This is a genomic window from Methylobacterium thuringiense, assembly GCF_022179645.1.
Lineage (GTDB): Bacteria > Pseudomonadota > Alphaproteobacteria > Rhizobiales > Beijerinckiaceae > Methylobacterium > Methylobacterium thuringiense.
On the sequence record NZ_BPRA01000001.1, the window covers coordinates 96564 to 114611 of the forward strand.

Here is an 18048-nt window from a genome sequence, read left to right on the forward strand (position 1 = left end):
CCACCATGTCACGACGACACGCCAAAGACGCGTGCCGAGGGAGGCCGACCATGAACGCACCGACCACGCCTAAGAGCGCCGCAACGCGCACCGACGCCGGAACGGTGGGATTGCCGGCCGCGCTGGCGCCGCGCGCCGAAGGTCCGCGGATCTACAACCTGTTTCCGCTCCTCGTCGGCACGGTCTCGGCCTGGACGGCGGAACTCCCGCGCATCGCCGGCCTCGGCTTCGACTGGATCTACCTCAATCCGTTCCACCAGACCGGCGGCTCGCGCAGCCTCTACGCCGTGCAGGACCCCGACCGTCTCGACGAGCGCTTTCGCGACATCGACGGAACCTCGGACGACGAGCAGATCGTCCGCTTCTGCCGCGCGGCCGAGGCGCAGGGCGTCGCCGTGATGACCGATCTCGTGGTGAACCACACCGCCGACAACGCCCGCCTGCTGCAGGAGCGGCCCGAGTTGTTCATGCGCGACGGCGAGGGAAAGCCGGTCAGCCCCGGTGCCGTCGATCCGGACGATCCTTCGAAGAAGACCGTCTGGGGCGACCTGATCGAGCTCGACTACCATTCCGAGCACGCGCGCCACGAACTGACGCGCATCTTCGATGCCTACATCGCCAAGCTCCAGGGCCTCGGCGTGCGTGGCTTCCGCTGCGATGCCGCCTACAAGGTGCCGGCCGAGGTTTGGCGGGCGCTGATCGAAGCCACCAAGACGCGTGAGCCGGCGACCTTGTTCGCCGCCGAGACGCTCGGCTGCACCTTCGAGGAGGCGCAGGCGACGGCCGGCGCCGGCTTCGACTACCTGTTCAACTCCTTCGCCTGGTGGGATCTCAAGGCGCCCTGGGCGCTGGAGCAATACGACCGCCTGCGCGTCATCGCGCCGTCGATCGCCTTCCCCGAGAACCACGACATGCCGCGCCTCGCGGCCGGCACGGGCGGTGGGCCTGAGGCGATCGCCGCGCATCTCAAGACTCGCTACGCGCTCTCGGCCTTCTTCTCGGCCGGCGTGCTGATGCCGATCGGCTACGAGTGGGGCTATCGCCGCGCGCTGCACGTCGTCGACACGACGCCGGGCTCGCGCGAGCACGATACCGGCATCGATATTTCGGCCTACGTCACCGCGATCAACGCCCTGAAGGCCGAGCTGCCCTCGGCCAACGTCGAGGGTGCGCAGGCGCGCCTCTCGTCGCCCGACGCGGCCTACGTTGCGCTGTTCCGCACCGATACCGGCCACGCGGCCTCGGCCACCCATGGCACCCTAGTGCTCTACAACCCAACGAATGCTCCGGTGCCGGTCGATGCCGGCCGGCTGATCGCGCGGACGGGCGGCCGGCTCGGCGCCTTCGTCGATCGCACGCCCGACGCCGATCCGATCGCCTTCCACCCCGGCGCCGGCATCGACCTGCTGCCGGGCGAACTGCGTATCCTCGCGGCCGACGCCCCCAGCGAAAAATCCGCGCCAAAGCCGACATCGCCTGACGGCGAGGGCCGCGTCGTCATCGAGGCGGTGACGCCGGAAATCGATGGCGGCCGATCGGCGGTGAAGCGGGTCGTCGGCGAGTCCGTGAGCGTCGAGGCCGACATCTTCTCGGACGGCCATGAGATCATCGACGCCGCGGTCCTCTCGCGTATCGTCGGCGAGAGCGAATGGCGGCGCGACCCGATGGTCTTCGTCGACAACGACCGTTGGGCGGGCCAATTCCCGCTGGAGCGCAACGCCCGCTACGAGTTCACCGTCGAGGCTTGGCGCGACGGCTTTTCGTCCTGGGCGCGCGACACGCTGAAGAAGCGCGACGCCGGCGTGGATGTGAAGCTGGAGACGGTCGAGGGTGTCGAACTCGTCCAAATCGCCGCCGACTTTGCGACGGGGCGTGACAAGGAACGGCTCGCCGCCCTCGTTTCCGCTCTCGCCGCCGAGCAGGAAGCCTCGCCCGCTGTCCTCGACAAAATCCTGGCGCCGGATTCGGCTGCCCTGATCCGGCGCAACGCCGAGCGCGTGAACCTCTCGCGTTATCCGGTCGACATACCTGTCATCGCCGATCGACTCGCGGCCCGCTTCTCGGCCTGGTACGAGATCTTTCCGCGCTCGCAATCGGGTGATCCGAGCCGGCACGGTACTTTTCAGGACGTGGTCCGGCGCCTGCCTGAGATCCGCCAGCTCGGGTTCGACGTGCTTTACTTCACGCCGATCCATCCGATTGGCCGCACCAACCGCAAAGGCAAGAACAACACGCTGAAGGCCGAGCCCGGCGATGTCGGTTCGGTCTACGCCGTCGGCGCGGCCGAGGGCGGCCACGAGGCGGTGCATCCCGAACTCGGCACGCTCGACGATTTCCGCCAGCTCGTCGCCGCCTCCCATGCTCACGGCATGGAGATCGCCCTCGATTTCGCGATCCAGTGCTCGCCCGATCACCCCTGGATCAAGCAGCATCCGGAATGGTTCGAGTGGCGGCCCGACGGCACGTTGAAATTCGCCGAGAACCCTCCGAAGAAGTACGAGGACATCTCGAACGTCAGCTTCTACGGCGGTGCGCTGCCAGGGCTCTGGACCGAGCTTCGCGACATCGTGATGGGCTGGTGCGCGCTCGGCGTCCGGATCTTCCGCGTCGACAACCCTCACACCAAGCCGATCCCGTTCTGGGAGTGGATGTTGCGCGAGGTGAACGGCCGCTATCCCGACGCGATCTTTTTGGCCGAGGCCTTCACCCGGCCTAAGATGATGAAGAAGCTCGCCAAGGCCGGCTATCAGCAGAGCTACACCTACTTCACTTGGCGCAACACGAAGCAGGAACTCATCGACTACTCGGTCGAGCTCGCCGGCGAGATGGGCGAGTACTACCGCCCGAACTTCTTCGGCAACACGCCGGACATCAATCCGTACTATCTGCAGACCAGCGGCCGGCCGGGATTCGTGGTGCGGGCGACCCTCGCGGCGACGCTCTCCTCGGTCTACGGCATCTATAGCGGCTTCGAGCTGTGCGAGGCCGCGCCCTATCCCGGCAAGGAAGAGTACCTTCACTCGGAAAAGTATGAGTTGAAGGCCTGGGACGAGGATCGGCCCGGCAACATCCGCGAGCATATCGTCAAGCTCAACCAGATCCGTCGCGACAATCCGGCGCTGCAGGACTTCCGCAACGTCGTCTTCACCGGCGCCGACAACGCCAACATCATCGCTTACGCCAAGATGACGCCGGATGGCGACAACTGCGTCTTCACGATGGTGAACCTCGACCCGAAGAGCCGGCAGGAATGCTCCTACGAGATCCCGCTCTGGCTGTTCGGCCAGCCAGATGACGGTGCGCTCGAGGTCGAGGATCTGCTCGAGGGTTACACGTTCGAACTGCGTGGCCGCGGCCATCGCATCGCCCTCGATCCGGCCGAGCGTTCTTGCGTGATCTGGCGCCTCAGAGTGCCACGGCGGGTTGCGCAATAGGTGCGGGCGTGTAACCCGGTGCGGCGCGACACAGCACGGCCTTTTCAGGTCGCGCTAACGCCAAGATCAGCGGTCAGAACCGCGCTCGCCGCCTTCGTGCCCGGATCTCGATCCGGGCCCCAAGGTCGTCAGAAATGCTCCCGAACCGAGACTGAGGCAGCGACGCGATGATCGATCGCAGCGATCCCCAATGGTACCGCGATGCCATTATCTACCAGATTCACGTCAAGTCGTTCTTCGACTCGACGAATGACGGTATCGGTGATTTCGAGGGCCTGACGCAGAAGCTCGATTACGTGCGTGACCTCGGCGTCACCGCGATCTGGGTGATGCCGTTTTATCCCTCGCCGCTCCGCGACGACGGCTACGACATCGCCGACTATCGCGAGGTCAACCCGTCCTACGGGACGATGGAGGACTTCCAGCGGTTCGTCGCGGCGGCGCACGAGCGCGGTTTGCGGGTCATCACCGAGCTCGTCATCAACCACACCTCGGACCAGCATCCCTGGTTCCAGGCCGCCCGCGAGGCGCCTCCCGGCAGCCCCGAGCGCGACTTCTATGTCTGGTCGGACACCGACACGCCGTATTCCGACACGCGCATCATCTTCCTCGACACCGAGACGTCTAACTGGACCTGGGATCCGGTCGCCAAGCAATATTTCTGGCACCGCTTCTACAGCCACCAGCCGGACCTGAACTTCGACAACCCGAAGGTGCTGGAAGCCGTCATCGAGACGATGCGCTACTGGCTCGACATGGGCGTCGACGGGCTGCGCCTCGACGCGATCCCCTACCTGATCGAGCGCGACGGCACGAATTGCGAGAACCTGCCGGAGACCCACTCGGTCATCAAGGCGATCCGCGCGGCACTGGACGAGAGCTACCCGGACCGCATGCTGCTGGCCGAGGCCAATCAGTGGCCGGAGGAGACCGCGCAGTATTTCGGCGACGGCGACGAATGCCACATGGCGTTCCACTTCCCGCTGATGCCGCGGATGTACATGGCGATCGCCCGCGAGGACCGGCACCCGATCACCGACATCATGCGTCAGACGCCGGAGATCCCGGACGGCTGCCAATGGGCCATCTTCTTGCGCAACCACGACGAGCTGACGCTCGAAATGGTGACGGCCGAGGAGCGTGATTACCTCTGGTCATTCTACGCGGCCGAGCGCCGTGCCCGCATCAATCTCGGCATCCGCCGCCGCCTCGCGCCGCTCTTGGAGAACGACCGGCGCAAGATCGAGCTGATGAAGTCCCTCGTCCTGTCGATGCCCGGCACGCCGGTGCTCTACTATGGCGACGAGATCGGCATGGGCGACAACATCTATCTCGGCGACCGCGACGGCGTGCGTACGCCGATGCAGTGGTCTCCGGACCGCAACGGCGGCTTCTCCCGCGCCAATCCGCAGAAGCTGTTTCTGCCGTCGATCCAAGACCCGATCTACGGTTTCGACGCGATCAACGTGGAAGCCCAGACGCAGGCCCAGACCAGCCTGCTGAACTGGACGCGGCGCATGATCGCGATCCGCAACAACTCGACCGCGCTCGGTCGCGGCACGATCCAGTTTCTCTACCCGTCGAACCGCAAGGTTCTGGCGTGGCTCCGTGAGTTCGAGGACGAGCGCATCCTCTGCGTCGCGAACCTGTCGCGCGCACCCCAGGCGGTGCAGCTCGACCTGTCGGACCTGCGCGGCGCGATCCCCGTCGAGTTGACCGGCGGCTCCGAGTTCCCGGCGATCGGCGATCTGCCCTACCTGCTGACGCTGCCGGCCTATGGCTTCTACTGGTTCTCGCTCAGCTATTCCGACACCGGCCAGATCGGCCCGCAGCCGCTGACGCCCGAGCTGTTCACGCTCGTCCTCACCGGCGGCGTCGAGAGCCTGATGGCGGGCCGCGAGCGCACGGCCTTCGAGCGCACCGTGATCCCGCCGTTCCTGGCCACCCGCCGCTGGTTCGGTGCCAAGGGTTCGCGGATCAAGAGCGTGCAGGTCACCGACTGCGCGACCCTCGAAGTCGGCGGCGAGCCGCGCTTCCTGTTGCCGCGTCTGAAGATCCAGCTCTCGAACGGCGACACGCACGATTATTTCGTGCCGGTCGGCGTCGACGAGGGCCGCGAGGACGAGACGCTTCTCGAACACGCCGTGGCACGCGTCCGGCGCGGTCCGCGCACCGGCCTGCTCTATGGCGCGGTCGCATCCTCGGATTTCCCGATTTGCATCGTGGATGGCATGCGCGAGGGTCGCGAGATCCCGACCGAGCGCGGCAAGCTCGTCTTCGCGACGACCGAGGCCTACGACCATGAGGTCACGTTCGAGCCCGGTGACGTCCGCCGCCTCTCGGCAGAGCAGAGCAACACCTCAATCGCCCTCGGCTCGAAGGCTATGCTGAAGATCCTGCGCCGTCTGCAGACCGGCACGCACCCGGAAGTCGAGGTCGGCCGCTTCCTCACCGAGCAGGCGCATTTCCCGAACACGCCGCAGCTGCTCGGCACCCTCGAACACGTCGAGGCCGACGGAACGCGCACGGCGCTCGCCGTGCTGCAGGGCTTCGTGCGCAACCAGGGTGATGCCTGGACTCTGATGCTGGAAGGCCTGCGCCGGGACTTCGACATCCTGGTTCTCGTTCCGGAGAGCGAGGCACCGAGCCCCGAAGAGGCGTTCAAGGATCATCGCCGCTGGGCGGAGCTGCTGGGGCGCCGCACGGCCGAGCTGCACAAGGCTTTTGCCATCGAAACCGACGACCCGGCCTTCGCGGCCGAGCCGTTCGGCGAGGACGATCTGGCGACGCTCGTCGCGGATGCGCATGCGCAGGCGAAGCGCGCCTTCACCGGCTTGGCCGCCGTCGCGGCCTGGGCGCCCGGCTCCGCGAGCCAGGCGCTGGCGGGACGTCGCGCCGAGGTCGAAGCGCTCATCGAACAGCTATCCGAGCGCCCACCGATCGGGGCCTACAAGACCCGCATTCACGGCGACTTCCATCTCGGGCAGGTACTGGCCTCCGAGGGCGACCTCATCTTCATCGACTTCGAGGGCGAGCCGTCGCGTCCGGTGGACGTGCGGCGGGCGAAGTCGACGCCGTTGCGGGACGTCGCCGGCATGCTGCGGTCGTTCGCCTACGGCGCCGAGACTGTGGTGCGCGAGATCGCGGCTCGCTTCGGCGACAGCGAGGAGCGGGCCCGGAACGCAGCCATCGCCTGGCGTGGCATGATCGATGCGGCCTTCCTCGAAGGCTACGCAAGTGCCGTCGCCGGCAGCCGCGCCGCGGTCGCGGACGGTTCGACCTTCGAACAACTGCTGCGTCTGAGCCTCATCGCCAAGGCGCTCTACGAAGTCGACTACGAGATCAACAACCGTCCGGACTGGATCGAAATCCCGGCACGCGGGGTTCTCAACATTCTAGACGAAGCCAAGCGAAGCTAAGGGAAGACCCCACTGAATGACGGATGCGGACGAGAAGCTCGCAACGAAGGCTGCCACCCCGGTGACCAGCACCCCGGTTGCGGATGGAGCGTCCCGTGACCTCGGCTCGCGGACCGGCGCGGCACAGTCGGGTTCGGTGACGCCGAAGGCGTCGTCGCCCTCGCGCGCGACGACGCTGCATCACGATGCGATCGCCGCCATGATGGGGGCCGATCATGGCGATCCCTTCGCGGTGCTCGGCCCTCATCAGGTGAGCGAGGGCCGTTGGGAGGTCCGAGCGATCCTGCCGGAGGCCAAGGGTGCGACGCTGCTCGTCGGCGGGCAGCGCGTGCCGTTCGAGAAGGCGCATCCCGAGGGCTTTTTCGTCGCCACCGTCGAGAGCCAGGGCCGGCCGCTCTACGAGATCGCGGTCGAGCAGTGGGATGGCAGCGAGCGCCGTCGTTTCGATCCCTACGGCTTCGGCACGACGCTGGAGGCGCACGACATCGAGGCGCTGCGCGAGATCGGCTCGAACGTCACCTACAAGGTGCTCGGCGCGCACGAGCGCAAGCAGGACGGCATCGACGGCTATCGTTTCGCCGTCTGGGCGCCGAATGCGCGCAAGGTCAGCGTGGTCGGCGACTTCAACGAGTGGGACGGCCGCCGCCACCCGATGCGGCTCTGGCAGAGCGGCGGGGTCTGGGAGCTGTTTGTTCCTGGGCTGAAATCCGGCCAGACCTACAAGTACGAGATCCGCGGCCCCGACGGTGCGCTGCTGCCGCTCAAGGCCGACCCGGTCGCCTTCCGCGCCCAGCATCCGCCGGAGACAGCGTCCGTCCTGCAGGGCGGACACGAGCCGGTCTGGCATGACAAGGCCTGGATGGCTTCGCGTGGCGAACGCGATCCGCGCCATGTCGCGATCTCGATCTACGAGGTCCATCTCGGCTCATGGATGCGGGTGCCCGAGGAGGGCAACCGTTACCTGACCTACAAGGAACTCGGCGAGCGGCTGATCCCCTACGTAAAGGAACTTGGCTTCACGCATATCGAGATGCTGCCGATCACGGAATTCCCGTTCGACGGCTCATGGGGCTATCAGGCGGTCTCGCTGTTCGCGCCGTCGAGCCGCTTCGGCACGCCGGACGAATTCGTCGCGTTCGTGAACACCGCGCACGAAGCCGGTATCGGCGTCCTGCTCGATTGGGTGCCCGGCCACTTCCCGCTCGATGCCCACGCGCACGGGATGTTCGACGGAACGCATCTCTATGAGCATGCCGACCCGCGCCAGGGCTTCCACCAGGACTGGGGAACCTACATCTACAATTTCGGCCGCTCGGAGGTCTCGTCCTTCCTCGCCGCCAACGGCCGGTTCTGGCTGGAGCACTACCACCTCGACGGCCTGCGCGTGGATGCCGTCGCATCGATGCTCTACCTCGACTACTCGCGCCGCGCCGGCGAATGGGTGCCGAACCAGTACGGCGGCAATGAGAATCTCGACGCCATCAACTTCCTGCGCAAGACCAACGAGGCGACCTACAGCCACGCGCCCGGCACGATCACGGTCGCCGAGGAGTCGACGTCCTGGCCGGGCGTCTCGCACCCGACCTACACCGGCGGCCTCGGCTTCGGCTTCAAGTGGAACATGGGGTGGATGCACGACACGCTGAAGTTCATCAGCGAGGATCCGATCCACCGCCGCTACCACCATCACAACCTGACCTTCGGGCTGCTCTACGCCTTCAGCGAAAACTTCGTGCTGCCGCTCTCACACGACGAGGTCGTGCACGGGAAGGGTTCGCTGCTCGGCAAGATGCCCGGCGACCGCTGGCAGAAGTTCGCGAACCTGCGCGCCTATTTCGGCTTCATGTGGGGGCATCCCGGCAAGAAGCTGCTCTTCATGGGCGGCGAATTCGCTCAGGAGAAGGAGTGGAACCACAACCAGTCCCTCGACTGGCATCTGCTCGAAGACGGCCTCCACAATGGCGTGAAGGATCTGATCCACGATCTCAACCACGTCTACCGGGCGACGCCCGCGCTGTATTCGCGCGACTTCGAGCCGGAGGGCTTCCAGTGGCTGGTTGCGGACGATCAGGACAACAGCGTCATCGCCTGGGCTCGGAAAGGCCAGAACGAAGGCGAGATCGCGATCGTCGTGTCGAACTTCACGCCCGTCCCGCGCGACGGCTACCGCGTCGGCGTGCCGGCCGGCGGCTTCTATCGTGAGGCGATAAACTCCGATTCCGAGCGCTACGGCGGCTCGAACGTCGGCAACATGGGCGGCCTCCACGCCGAGGCCGTTCCGAGCCACGGCCAATCGCACTCGCTGAGCCTGAAGCTGCCGCCGCTCGGGACTCTGATCTTGGTCAGAGAGAGTTGAGCACTACAGTAGAGAAAGAAATTTCGACTACGGGGGGTCGCTTTCGCAGGTCCGCGAGCGCGACCCCAATTCCAAGTTTCAAAACTGCTCGGTCTTGATCATCAATCGGGTCGAGCCGGAATATCCATAAACATCACCAAGAAGCGACAGCAGTTCCTTCGCGAGATCGGCGTCTGACATCTCATCGAGGTGATAATCTCTCCAATAGTTGGGGGATCGGCCCGGTGCGGCAAACCCCGCGGCCTGAAGCCTCGCGACGCGCTGCGGTGTCAGCACGACGGCAAGCGCCGGCCAGCTTTCAGCCGATTGCGCCTCGCAAAACAGAATGCGCATCGGAGATTTCGGCGCGCACTGTATGTATCCGATCCCAACATCAAAGACGGTATAGACCCGGCGCTTTGCATTGATGCGGAGGCGCTGAAGTTCGGCCGCGACGATCCCTCCATACTGCGCCAGCACATCTTCGCGCGTCTCCGCCTTGAGAGGAGGTGGCTCGGCTTTGAACTCACAGGTCCGAATGGAGAATGCGCGCATGGCCGGGGCGTCGTTGACGGAACCGGCAAGATTCTGTAAGGCCCGTTTCGTGGAGGGCAAGGTATGTCTGCAATCCAATCCGTATTGATTTCCAGGTCGGTGGGATTGGCCTCGTAAGCTCGAGTCAGCACTTCGAGGATCTGTTCGGCGACCACCGCGTACGACATCGGCGCCGGAAATGTTCGGATGTAGTTCCCGAAGCTGCGATCGAGAGACCAGCCAAGATTACCAAGCATTTGGAGGCGGTTGGGATCGAGAACCGCCGCAAGGGATGGCTGCATGGTCACACCGCCCGCTTCGCAGTGCAGAGAATCATCAGGCACGCGACGGCATTGGACGTACTTGTTGCCGTCCCAGACGGTGACGTAGCCGACCCGTCCGGGCCGCACGAGCACGGTGATATTCGCCAGCGCATCGGCGATCGGCGGCGCAGTTTCTGCCGACACGGCAACACAGGTCGCGATCATCACGCACAGCGCCCAGCCGTACTTGGAAAAGCGCATGTCGGTCTCGCATGTGATGTCGGCAGGATCGACGCCTCCTCGGACGTCGCGACCCTTTCAAGAGACCACATGCGGCAATGAGTCGTCAAAGAGCGTTCAAGTCACCAAACGGTCATACTGCTCAGAATGACTTAAGCAGCCTGCCAACGCCGCGGTGCATTGTTGCCGAAGGCTCGCGCATACAGTGCACTGTAATCGAGCGCCGCGCCGTTCCACCCACGATCGCGCGACATCGCCGTATGCCGCATGGCATTCAGCCGCTTCTTGCGGCCGAAGGCGTCGATCGCCCGCCGCACGGCCTGGGTGAGGCCGCCCACGGACGCTTCGCCGAAGCTGAAACCGGTCACCTCATCCTCGACGGTATCGGCGAGCCCGCCGGTGCGGTGGACGATCGGCAGCGAGCCGAAGCGCTGGGCATAGAGCTGCGCCAGCCCGCAGGGCTCGAAGCGGGATGGCATCAGCAGGAAATCGCTTCCTGCGAAGACGCGCCGGGCGTTTTCTTCGCTGAAACCAATATGGACCCCGACTTGGCCCGGATTGCGCTCGGCGAGGCCGCGGAGTGCCTCCTCGAAATGACCCTCGCCCTGGCCCATCACCACCAACTGTCCGCCCTCGGATAGGATCGTGCGGGCAGCGTCGAGGCTGAGGTCGATGCCCTTCTGGTGCACGAGCCGCGAGACGATGGCGAAGAGCGGGCCGCGCGAGACGGCGAGGCCGAAGCCCTGCCGCACGGCCTCGGCATTCGCCGACTTGCCCTTCCAGTCGCCGGCCTCGAAGCGGGCGGCGAGATGTGGGTCGACACGCGGGTCCCAGCTCTCGTCGATGCCGTTGAGGATGCCGGCAAGCTGGCCTTGCGCGGCGCGGGTGCGCAGCAGTCCGTCCATGCCGCAACCCGATTCCGGAGTGGTGATCTCGCGGGCGTAGGTCTCGCTGACCGTGGTGACCTGTGAAGCGTAGTAGAGCCCGGCCTTCAGGAACGAGAGCTGTCCGTAGAACTCGACCCCGTCCACGCGGAAGGCGTCCTCCGGCAGCCCGAGCCGATGCACGGTCTCGCGGGGAAACAGGCCCTGATAGGCGAGATTGTGGATGGTGAGCACGCTCGGCGTACGCGCTCCACGCCATGCGAGATAGGCCGGCGCCAGCGCCGTCTGCCAGTCGTTGAGGTGCAGGAGATCGGCGGACCAGGCCGGATCGGCTCCACGCGCCAACTCCGCGGCAGCGAGACTTAGGCGGGCGAAGCGCAGATCGTTGTCGTGGAAATCGCCTGCGGCGTTGCCGTAAGGTGAACCGTCGCGGTCGTACAGGTCGGCCGACAGCAGGATATAGATGCCGAGGCCGTCCGCGGTCTCGACGAAGCCGAGATTGCACGGCGGCACGTCGGCGAAGCCCGGCAGATGCGCGACCACCGCGATGTCGCCGCAGCTCTCCACCACCTGCCGGTAGCCGGGAATCAGCACCCGGACGTCGTGGTGCTTGCGCAGGGCACGGGGCAGGGCGCCGGCGACTTCGCCGAGCCCACCCGTCTTCACGAAATCCGCCATCTCCGGCGTCGCGAACAGAACCCGGGGCGCGAGCGATGTGCGGTAGGTGGGAACGGCAACGGGCGCGTTGCCACCCGAGACCGGCGGCCGGCCGATCTCGATGGGGGTCTGGCTGACTGTCTCGTGGTCGAGCCCAGGCGTCGGCATGCGAACGGTCCCGTGTTGCAACGGACTCGTTGCGTTGCACAATCCAGGCCATCTTCTAGGTTAACGAATCTGCCACGTCTCTCGCACCGCAGCATTTTTTGCGATCAGATCTCTATGTGCGGCATCAGGATCACGCCTTCGTTGGGAGCGATGTTTAGTTCGCCGGCTTCGCTTGCGCCCGAGCGTCCCGATCGGCTCGATAGCAGCACGGCCCAGGTCGTGCCGGCCGGCAGCATCAGCCGCCGCTCGCAGTCGCCGAAGTTGAGCACGATCCGCACCGTCACATCGCCCTCGAAACGCTCGTAGACGAACAGACCTTCACGCAATTCTGCAGCCGATGAGACGGTGCGATAGCCGCCGACCGAGAGCGCGGCGTGGTCGCGCCGCAGGTGGAGCAGGCGGCGGTGCAACGTCAGGATCGAGCCGGAATCGTCGCGCATCTCGTCGATGTTGCGCCGGGCGGCATCCGTGCTGAGCGGCAGCCAGGGCTCGACTGTCGAGAAGCCGGCATGGAGCGTATCGTCCCATTGCATCGGGGTGCGCTCCGGGTCGCGACCGTGGCCTGGCTCGTTCAACTCCCAGGGGTCCTGCACCCGGTCGGGCGGAATCACCACATTCGCGAGGCCGATCTCATCGCCGTAATAGAGCGTCGGCGTGCCGCGCAGCGTCAGCAGCAGCATTGCGGCGATCCGGGCCTGCGCCTCGCCGACGCGGTCGGTGATGCGGGGCCGGTCGTGGTTGCCGAGCACCCAGTTCGGCCAGCCGCCCACGGGCAAGGCCGCCTCGTACTCCTCCACGAGGGCCGCCACCGACTCCGCTTCCCATGCCGTGCTGAGAAGCTGGAAGTTGAAGGGCAGGTCGGCGCCGGTGAGGTCGTCGCCGTAATAGGCGACGAGCCGCTCGATCGGCAGGTAGATCTCGCCGATCAGCACGCGCTCGCCGTGCTCGCGCAGCACCGCCCGCATCCCGGCGATGATGTCGAACACCTCCGGCCGGTCGCAGGAATAGATCTGCTCGAAGCGGTTGATCTCGGGCAGGTCCGGCACGAAGGCCGGATTAAGCGGATTGTCGCGAAACCCCTCGTCCTTGATCAGGTGCCAGATCACGTCGACTCGGAAACCGTCGACGCCGCGCTTCAGCCAGAAACGCAGCACGTCGTGCATCGCCGCCCTGACGTCCGGGTTGCGCCAGTTCAGGTCGGGCTGCTCGGGCAGGAAGGCATGGTAGTAGTACTGCCCGGTCGCCGCATCGCAGGTCCAAGCCGGGCCGCCGAAATTCGAGAGCCAGTTGTTGGGTGGGCCGCCGTCCGGTGCCGGATCGCGCCAGATGTACCAGTCCCGCCTCGGGCTGTTTCGCGATGCGCGGCTCTCGGCGAACCACGGGTGGGCGATCGACGAGTGGTTCGGCACGAAGTCGAGGATGACCCTCAGCTTGCGCCGATGGGCCTCCGCGATGAGCTCGTCGAAATCGTGGAGCGTGCCGAACAACGGATCGACGCCGCAATAATCCGAGACGTCGTAGCCGAAATCCGCCATCGGCGAAGTGTAGAACGGCGAGATCCAGATCGCGTCGACGCCGAGCCAGGCGAGATAGTCGAGCCGTTGCGTAATCCCGCGCAGATCACCGACACCGTTTCCGTCGCTATCTTGGAACGAGCGCGGATAGATCTGATAAACGGTCCCGCTCTTCCACCAGACCGTGCCGGACATGCGAGACTCCCTGCCGAATCCTGAGACTGCACGGCTCAGGCTTAGCCGGTGTAGGCGGCCGAGGCGAGCCGCCGAATCAAAAGGCTTGCGCCGAGCTTTCACCACGTACGATCGGAGCGATGCCGCTGGCCCGTCCGTGCAGAAAGCGTTCAAACGTGCGCCGGCAAGGTCAATTCGTCGGTGGCGGGTTGCGGTCTGTGTCGACTGAGACACAGATGGGCGGGCACAGCGCCTGTAGTGCAGGGTTGTACTATGACGACGTCTCGACAGAACCACGAAGCTGGACACACCATGCCGGACCAGAACTCTGGAGCCGACCACCGTCGACAGAAGCGCGTGAGGCATCCGGAATCCGATCGCGCTCCGGCGGCGACGAAGGGGGACTTGACGATGCTGAACGAAGCTCAGGCCGGCCATGAGCCGACGGGCGGTGCGGACGCGTCCGCGTCGTCCTCCGCCAAGTTTGCGAAGGATTCCGCGGCGACGCGGGCACTCGCCAAGGAAAAGCTCTTCAACGGCGATTCCGTCGTCGAGCTGCGCGAGGCGATCCGGGCAAAGCTCGTCTACGCGCTCGGCAAGACACCCGAGAGTGCCCGCGATCGCGACTGGTTCGCGGCAACCGCCTTGGCGCTTCGCGACCGCGTCATCGACGCCTGCCACGAGGGAACCGGCGGCAAGGTCCCGGAGAAGCGGGTCTATTACCTCTCTCTCGAATTCCTGATCGGCCGGCTGCTGTCGGACGCGATGAACAATCTGCGCCTCGTCGAGACCACCAAGGCGGCCCTGAAGGATCTCGGCGTCGAGTTGACCGAGGTCGAGGAGGCCGAACCCGACGCCGCGCTCGGCAATGGCGGCCTCGGCCGCCTCGCCGCCTGCTTCATGGAGAGCATGGCGAGCCTGTCGATCCCGGCGATCGGATACGGCATCCGCTACGACCACGGCATCTTCCGCCAATCGATGGAAGACGGCTGGCAGCGCGAGGCGCCGGAGACCTGGCTCGAGGAGGGCAACCCCTGGGAGTTTCCGCGGCCGGAATCCACCTACCGGATCGGCTTCGGCGGCCATGTCACGATGTCAGCGAACGGCGACCTAATCCGCCGCCACTGGCACCCTGCCGAGACCGTCAACGCAGTGGCCTACGACATCCCGGTCGTCGGCTGGCGGGGCAAGCACGTGAACCAGCTGCGTCTCTGGAAGGCCGAGGCCGACGCTCCGGTGGAGCTTGCCCGCTTCAACCACGGCGACCATGTCGGCGCGGTGGCCGGGCGCGCCCGGGCGGAGTCGATCTCGCGCGTGCTTTACCCCAGCGATTCCTCGGCCGAAGGCCAGGAATTGCGCCTGCGCCAGGAATACTTCTTCACCTCGGCTTCGCTGCAGGATCTCGTGCGCCGGCACCTGAACGAGCGCGGCGACCTGCGTTCGCTGCCGGACCACGCCGCGATCCAGCTCAACGACACCCACCCCGCCATCGCCGTGCCGGAGCTGATGCGCATCCTCATGGAGGAGCACGACTTCTCCTACGAGGACGCTTGGCACGTCACCACGAACACCCTCGGCTACACCAACCACACGCTGCTGCCCGAGGCGCTGGAAACTTGGCCGGTCGAGCTGATGGAGCGACTGCTGCCGCGCCACATGCAGATCATCTACCTGATCAACTGGACCCATCTCGAAGAGCAGGCGAAGCAGGGCAAGAGCGACTCCGCCCACGTCGCCGCCGTCTCGCTCATCGACGAATCGCACGGCAAGCGCGTGCGGATGGGCCATCTCGCCTTTCACGGCTCCCGTCGCGTCAACGGCGTCTCGGCCCTGCATAGCGAGTTGCTGAAATCAACGCTGTTCAAGCCGCTCCACGATCTGGAACCGGAAAAAATCGTCAACAAGACCAACGGCATCACCTTCCGCCGCTGGCTGCACAACGCCAATCCCGAGTTGACGGCCCTGGCCGTGGAGACGGTCGGCGAGGGCGTCCTCGACGATCCCGAGTTGCTCATCGGCCTCACCGACTACGCCGATGATCCGGATTTCCGCAAACGCTATGCGGCCGTTCGGCGTGCCAAGAAGCGTAAACTCGCGCAGGTCATCGTCGAGCGTACCGGCATCTCGGTCGATCCGTCGGCCCTGTTCGATGTCCAGATCAAGCGCATCCACGAATACAAGCGCCAGCTCCTGAACCTGATCGAGACGGTCGCGCTCTATCAGGCGATCAAGGAGGCTCCGCACAAGGACTGGACCCCGCGGGTCAAAATTTTCGGCGGCAAGGCGGCGCCGAGCTACGTCCAGGCCAAGCTCATCATCAAGCTGGCGAACGACATCGCCCGCACGATCAACGACGATCCCGACGTCGCCGGCCGGCTCAAGTTGGTCTTCCTGCCGAACTACTCGGTGAGCCTAGCCGAAGCGATCATTCCCGCGGCCGACCTTTCCGAGCAGATTTCGACCGCCGGCATGGAGGCCTCGGGCACCGGCAACATGAAGCTGGCGCTAAACGGCGCACTGACCGTCGGCACGCTCGACGGGGCCAACATCGAGATCCGGGACCATGTCGGCGCGGACAACATCTTCATCTTCGGCCTCGACGCCGCTGGCGTGCAGGCACGCGTCACCGAGCATGCCTATGCACAGCGGGCGATCGCAGCATCGCCGCGGCTCGCCAAGGCGCTCGATGCCATCGGATCGGGGATGTTCTCACCGGACGAGCGGGGCCGCTTCGGCTCGCTGGTCGACGGCGTGCGCTATCACGATCCCTACCTGATCACCGTCGACTTCGATGACTATTGGCGGGTTCAGCGGGAGATCGACGCCGCCTGGAAGCGTCCGGCAACCTGGTGGCGTGCGGCGATCTTGAACACCGCGCGTATGGCGTGGTTCTCATCGGACCGCTCGATGCGCGAATATGCGGCGGAGATCTGGCGGGTGAAGGTCGCCTGACCACAACGCTGTCCGACCAAAGGGCCCGCCGCGATCCGTCGCCGCGGGCCTTTCTTGTCAGAGCGTCGGGTCGAGCGGGATGGTGTAGCAGCGCGCGCCGACGCTCGCGGCGAGTACTTCGACGGCGCCGACAGTCGCGGCGCGGCCCGAGACATGGACCGCGTCGTTGGCACGCAGCATCGGGATATGGGCGGTGAGCGGGCCGGGCTTCACGTCCGGCGGGCGCTGCCGGTTTCGGTCGGCGACCGTGACGATGCGCGCCACGCCGGTGGCCCTCAGCCAGTCGAGTGCCGGCTGCATGTAGAGGTCGAGCGGATCGCGTGCGCCGACGACGAGGGTCTGCTCGCGGGCCGGCTCGATGTAGCGGGCCGCCCGGGCGATGGCCCAGATACCTGCGAAACCCGCCTCGTCGGCGACCAGCACCAAACGGCCGCCGCCGGGCCGGTATTGCCCGCGACCTACCGGCCCCTTCACGCTGACCGGCTTGCCGAGTTCGAGCTCACCGGCAAACGAGCCTCCGACCACGCCGGCTTCACAGCCGATATGGAAGACCAGTTCGTTGAGTTCCGCGGCGCCGTCCACGCGCAACGACGGCGTCAGCGTGACGGGATGCCATCCGGCCATGGTCAGCACGACCTGATGTCCCGGCTGGAAGGGGAGGGGGTTGGCAAGCGTCACGATCGCCTCGACCACGCCCGGGCAAAGCCTGCTGATCTCGGTGATGCTGCCGCTGCGCTTGACGGAGTCCGCGGCCGGCTCCGGCTCGCCGGGGGCGTGCATCGGGTTTGCGGCCGGCAGGGTAAGCCGCATCGGCTCGGGCCGGAAGCCGCGCGGCTCTGCCCGGCGCCCGGATGGCGCGGCGCCCTGGCCGGACATCGCCGTTCCGTGAAGCCCTTGCATCGGTGTGATCATGCCGTCTGTCACGGCAGCGTCGACCGGAGTGTCTCCCGTGGAGACACGCACCGACTTGCCGTTGACGACGAGTGAGCAACGGGCGCTCATGGCCGTCTCCCGCTTCGATGAATGACGTTGGACGCGTGTCGATCGGGTCAGGCGGAGGGATGCAGCAGCCTGTCGACCAGGGTCGCCCAGCGATCGCGAACGGCACGCGCTTCGTCTCCAAGCGTCTGATCGGCATCGTCGAAGCCGACGCAGGCTCGCAGGCTGGCATTCTCGCGGCGCTCGGCCATGAGCACGGCCTTCAGAAGCATCATCTCGGTGCGCAGCCGCGCGATGTCCGAGGGAGGAGCATCGGTCTCGTCGATGCCCGGGGTGATCGCGGCAGGTTGTGCCGGTTCGAGATCGGGCATGACCGTCCTGACGGCCGGCGTTGCCCGCATGCGGATCGGCCGCGCGATCAGACGCCGCACGACGTCAGAGCCGTGACCGTATCCCGTCCGCCGCGCCGCCTCGGCCATTGCACCGTCTCCGCAAACCATCCGCCGACCGCGTCGAGCGCGATCCTCGTGTCTCC

General features: G+C 66.0%; 9 protein-coding genes. 4 read left to right on the forward strand and 5 right to left on the reverse strand.

The features are described from left to right. Positions 1 to 50: 50 nt before the first annotated feature. From MFF07_RS00455 to glgB, 3 genes are all read left to right on the forward strand, one after another. Positions 51 to 3434, forward strand: coding sequence for a maltotransferase domain-containing protein (locus tag MFF07_RS00455; RefSeq protein ID WP_238230321.1), 3384 nt, complete (start codon positions 51 to 53; stop codon positions 3432 to 3434). A 167-nt stretch (positions 3435 to 3601) separates the two neighbouring features. Continuing rightward, positions 3602 to 6853, forward strand: coding sequence for a maltose alpha-D-glucosyltransferase (gene treS, locus MFF07_RS00460; protein ID WP_147816235.1), 3252 nt, complete (start codon positions 3602 to 3604; stop codon positions 6851 to 6853). A gap of 16 nt (positions 6854 to 6869) precedes the next feature. Further along, the gene (gene glgB, locus MFF07_RS00465; protein WP_238230323.1) at positions 6870 to 9209 is read left to right on the forward strand and encodes a 1,4-alpha-glucan branching protein GlgB; all 2340 of its coding nucleotides are present in this window, start codon (positions 6870 to 6872) and stop codon (positions 9207 to 9209) included. Positions 9210 to 9287: 78 nt separating this feature from the next. Here the strand turns inward: glgB and MFF07_RS00470 are convergent, their stop codons facing one another. From MFF07_RS00470 to MFF07_RS00480, 3 genes are all read right to left on the reverse strand, one after another. Continuing rightward, the gene (locus tag MFF07_RS00470; RefSeq protein ID WP_238230325.1) at positions 9288 to 9743 is read right to left on the reverse strand and encodes a TY-Chap domain-containing protein; all 456 of its coding nucleotides are present in this window, start codon (positions 9741 to 9743) and stop codon (positions 9288 to 9290) included. 634 nt (positions 9744 to 10377) lie between these two features. Further along, positions 10378 to 11934, reverse strand: coding sequence for a glycogen synthase GlgA (glgA, locus tag MFF07_RS00475; protein ID WP_238230327.1), 1557 nt, complete (start codon positions 11932 to 11934; stop codon positions 10378 to 10380). A 104-nt stretch (positions 11935 to 12038) separates the two neighbouring features. Next, a complete protein-coding gene (locus MFF07_RS00480; RefSeq protein ID WP_147816230.1) occupies positions 12039 to 13643 on the reverse strand; it encodes an alpha-amylase family glycosyl hydrolase in 1605 nt (534 codons plus the stop codon). Positions 13644 to 14033: 390 nt separating this feature from the next. Between MFF07_RS00480 and MFF07_RS00485 the strand changes: the two genes are divergently transcribed. Then, on the forward strand, positions 14034 to 16574 hold the full coding sequence (locus MFF07_RS00485) for a glycogen/starch/alpha-glucan phosphorylase (RefSeq protein ID WP_147816228.1): 2541 nt from the start codon (positions 14034 to 14036) through the stop codon (positions 16572 to 16574). A gap of 57 nt (positions 16575 to 16631) precedes the next feature. Here the strand turns inward: MFF07_RS00485 and MFF07_RS00490 are convergent, their stop codons facing one another. Beyond that, entirely contained in the window at positions 16632 to 17576 is a 945-nt protein-coding gene (locus MFF07_RS00490; RefSeq protein ID WP_147816226.1) for a ferredoxin reductase domain-containing protein, read from the reverse strand. A 47-nt stretch (positions 17577 to 17623) separates the two neighbouring features. After that, positions 17624 to 17992: a hypothetical protein gene (locus tag MFF07_RS00495; protein WP_147816224.1), complete on the reverse strand. Its 369-nt coding sequence runs from the start codon at positions 17990 to 17992 to the stop codon at positions 17624 to 17626. Between the last annotated feature and the right edge of the window lie 56 nt (positions 17993 to 18048).

Excerpts from the sequence above, each read along its gene's own strand:
- glgB (WP_238230323.1), top strand. The coding sequence starts at position 6,870 with ATGACGGATGCGGACGAGAAGCTCGCAACGAAGGCTGCCACCCCGGTG.
- MFF07_RS00495 (WP_147816224.1), bottom strand. The coding sequence starts at position 17,992 with ATGGCCGAGGCGGCGCGGCGGACGGGATACGGTCACGGCTCTGACGTC.
- MFF07_RS00480 (WP_147816230.1), bottom strand. The coding sequence starts at position 13,643 with ATGTCCGGCACGGTCTGGTGGAAGAGCGGGACCGTTTATCAGATCTAT.
- MFF07_RS00485 (WP_147816228.1), top strand. The coding sequence starts at position 14,034 with ATGCTGAACGAAGCTCAGGCCGGCCATGAGCCGACGGGCGGTGCGGAC.
- MFF07_RS00470 (WP_238230325.1), bottom strand. The coding sequence starts at position 9,743 with ATGCGCGCATTCTCCATTCGGACCTGTGAGTTCAAAGCCGAGCCACCT.
- treS (WP_147816235.1), top strand. The coding sequence starts at position 3,602 with ATGATCGATCGCAGCGATCCCCAATGGTACCGCGATGCCATTATCTAC.
- glgA (WP_238230327.1), bottom strand. The coding sequence starts at position 11,934 with ATGCCGACGCCTGGGCTCGACCACGAGACAGTCAGCCAGACCCCCATC.
- MFF07_RS00455 (WP_238230321.1), top strand. The coding sequence starts at position 51 with ATGAACGCACCGACCACGCCTAAGAGCGCCGCAACGCGCACCGACGCC.
- MFF07_RS00490 (WP_147816226.1), bottom strand. The coding sequence starts at position 17,576 with ATGAGCGCCCGTTGCTCACTCGTCGTCAACGGCAAGTCGGTGCGTGTC.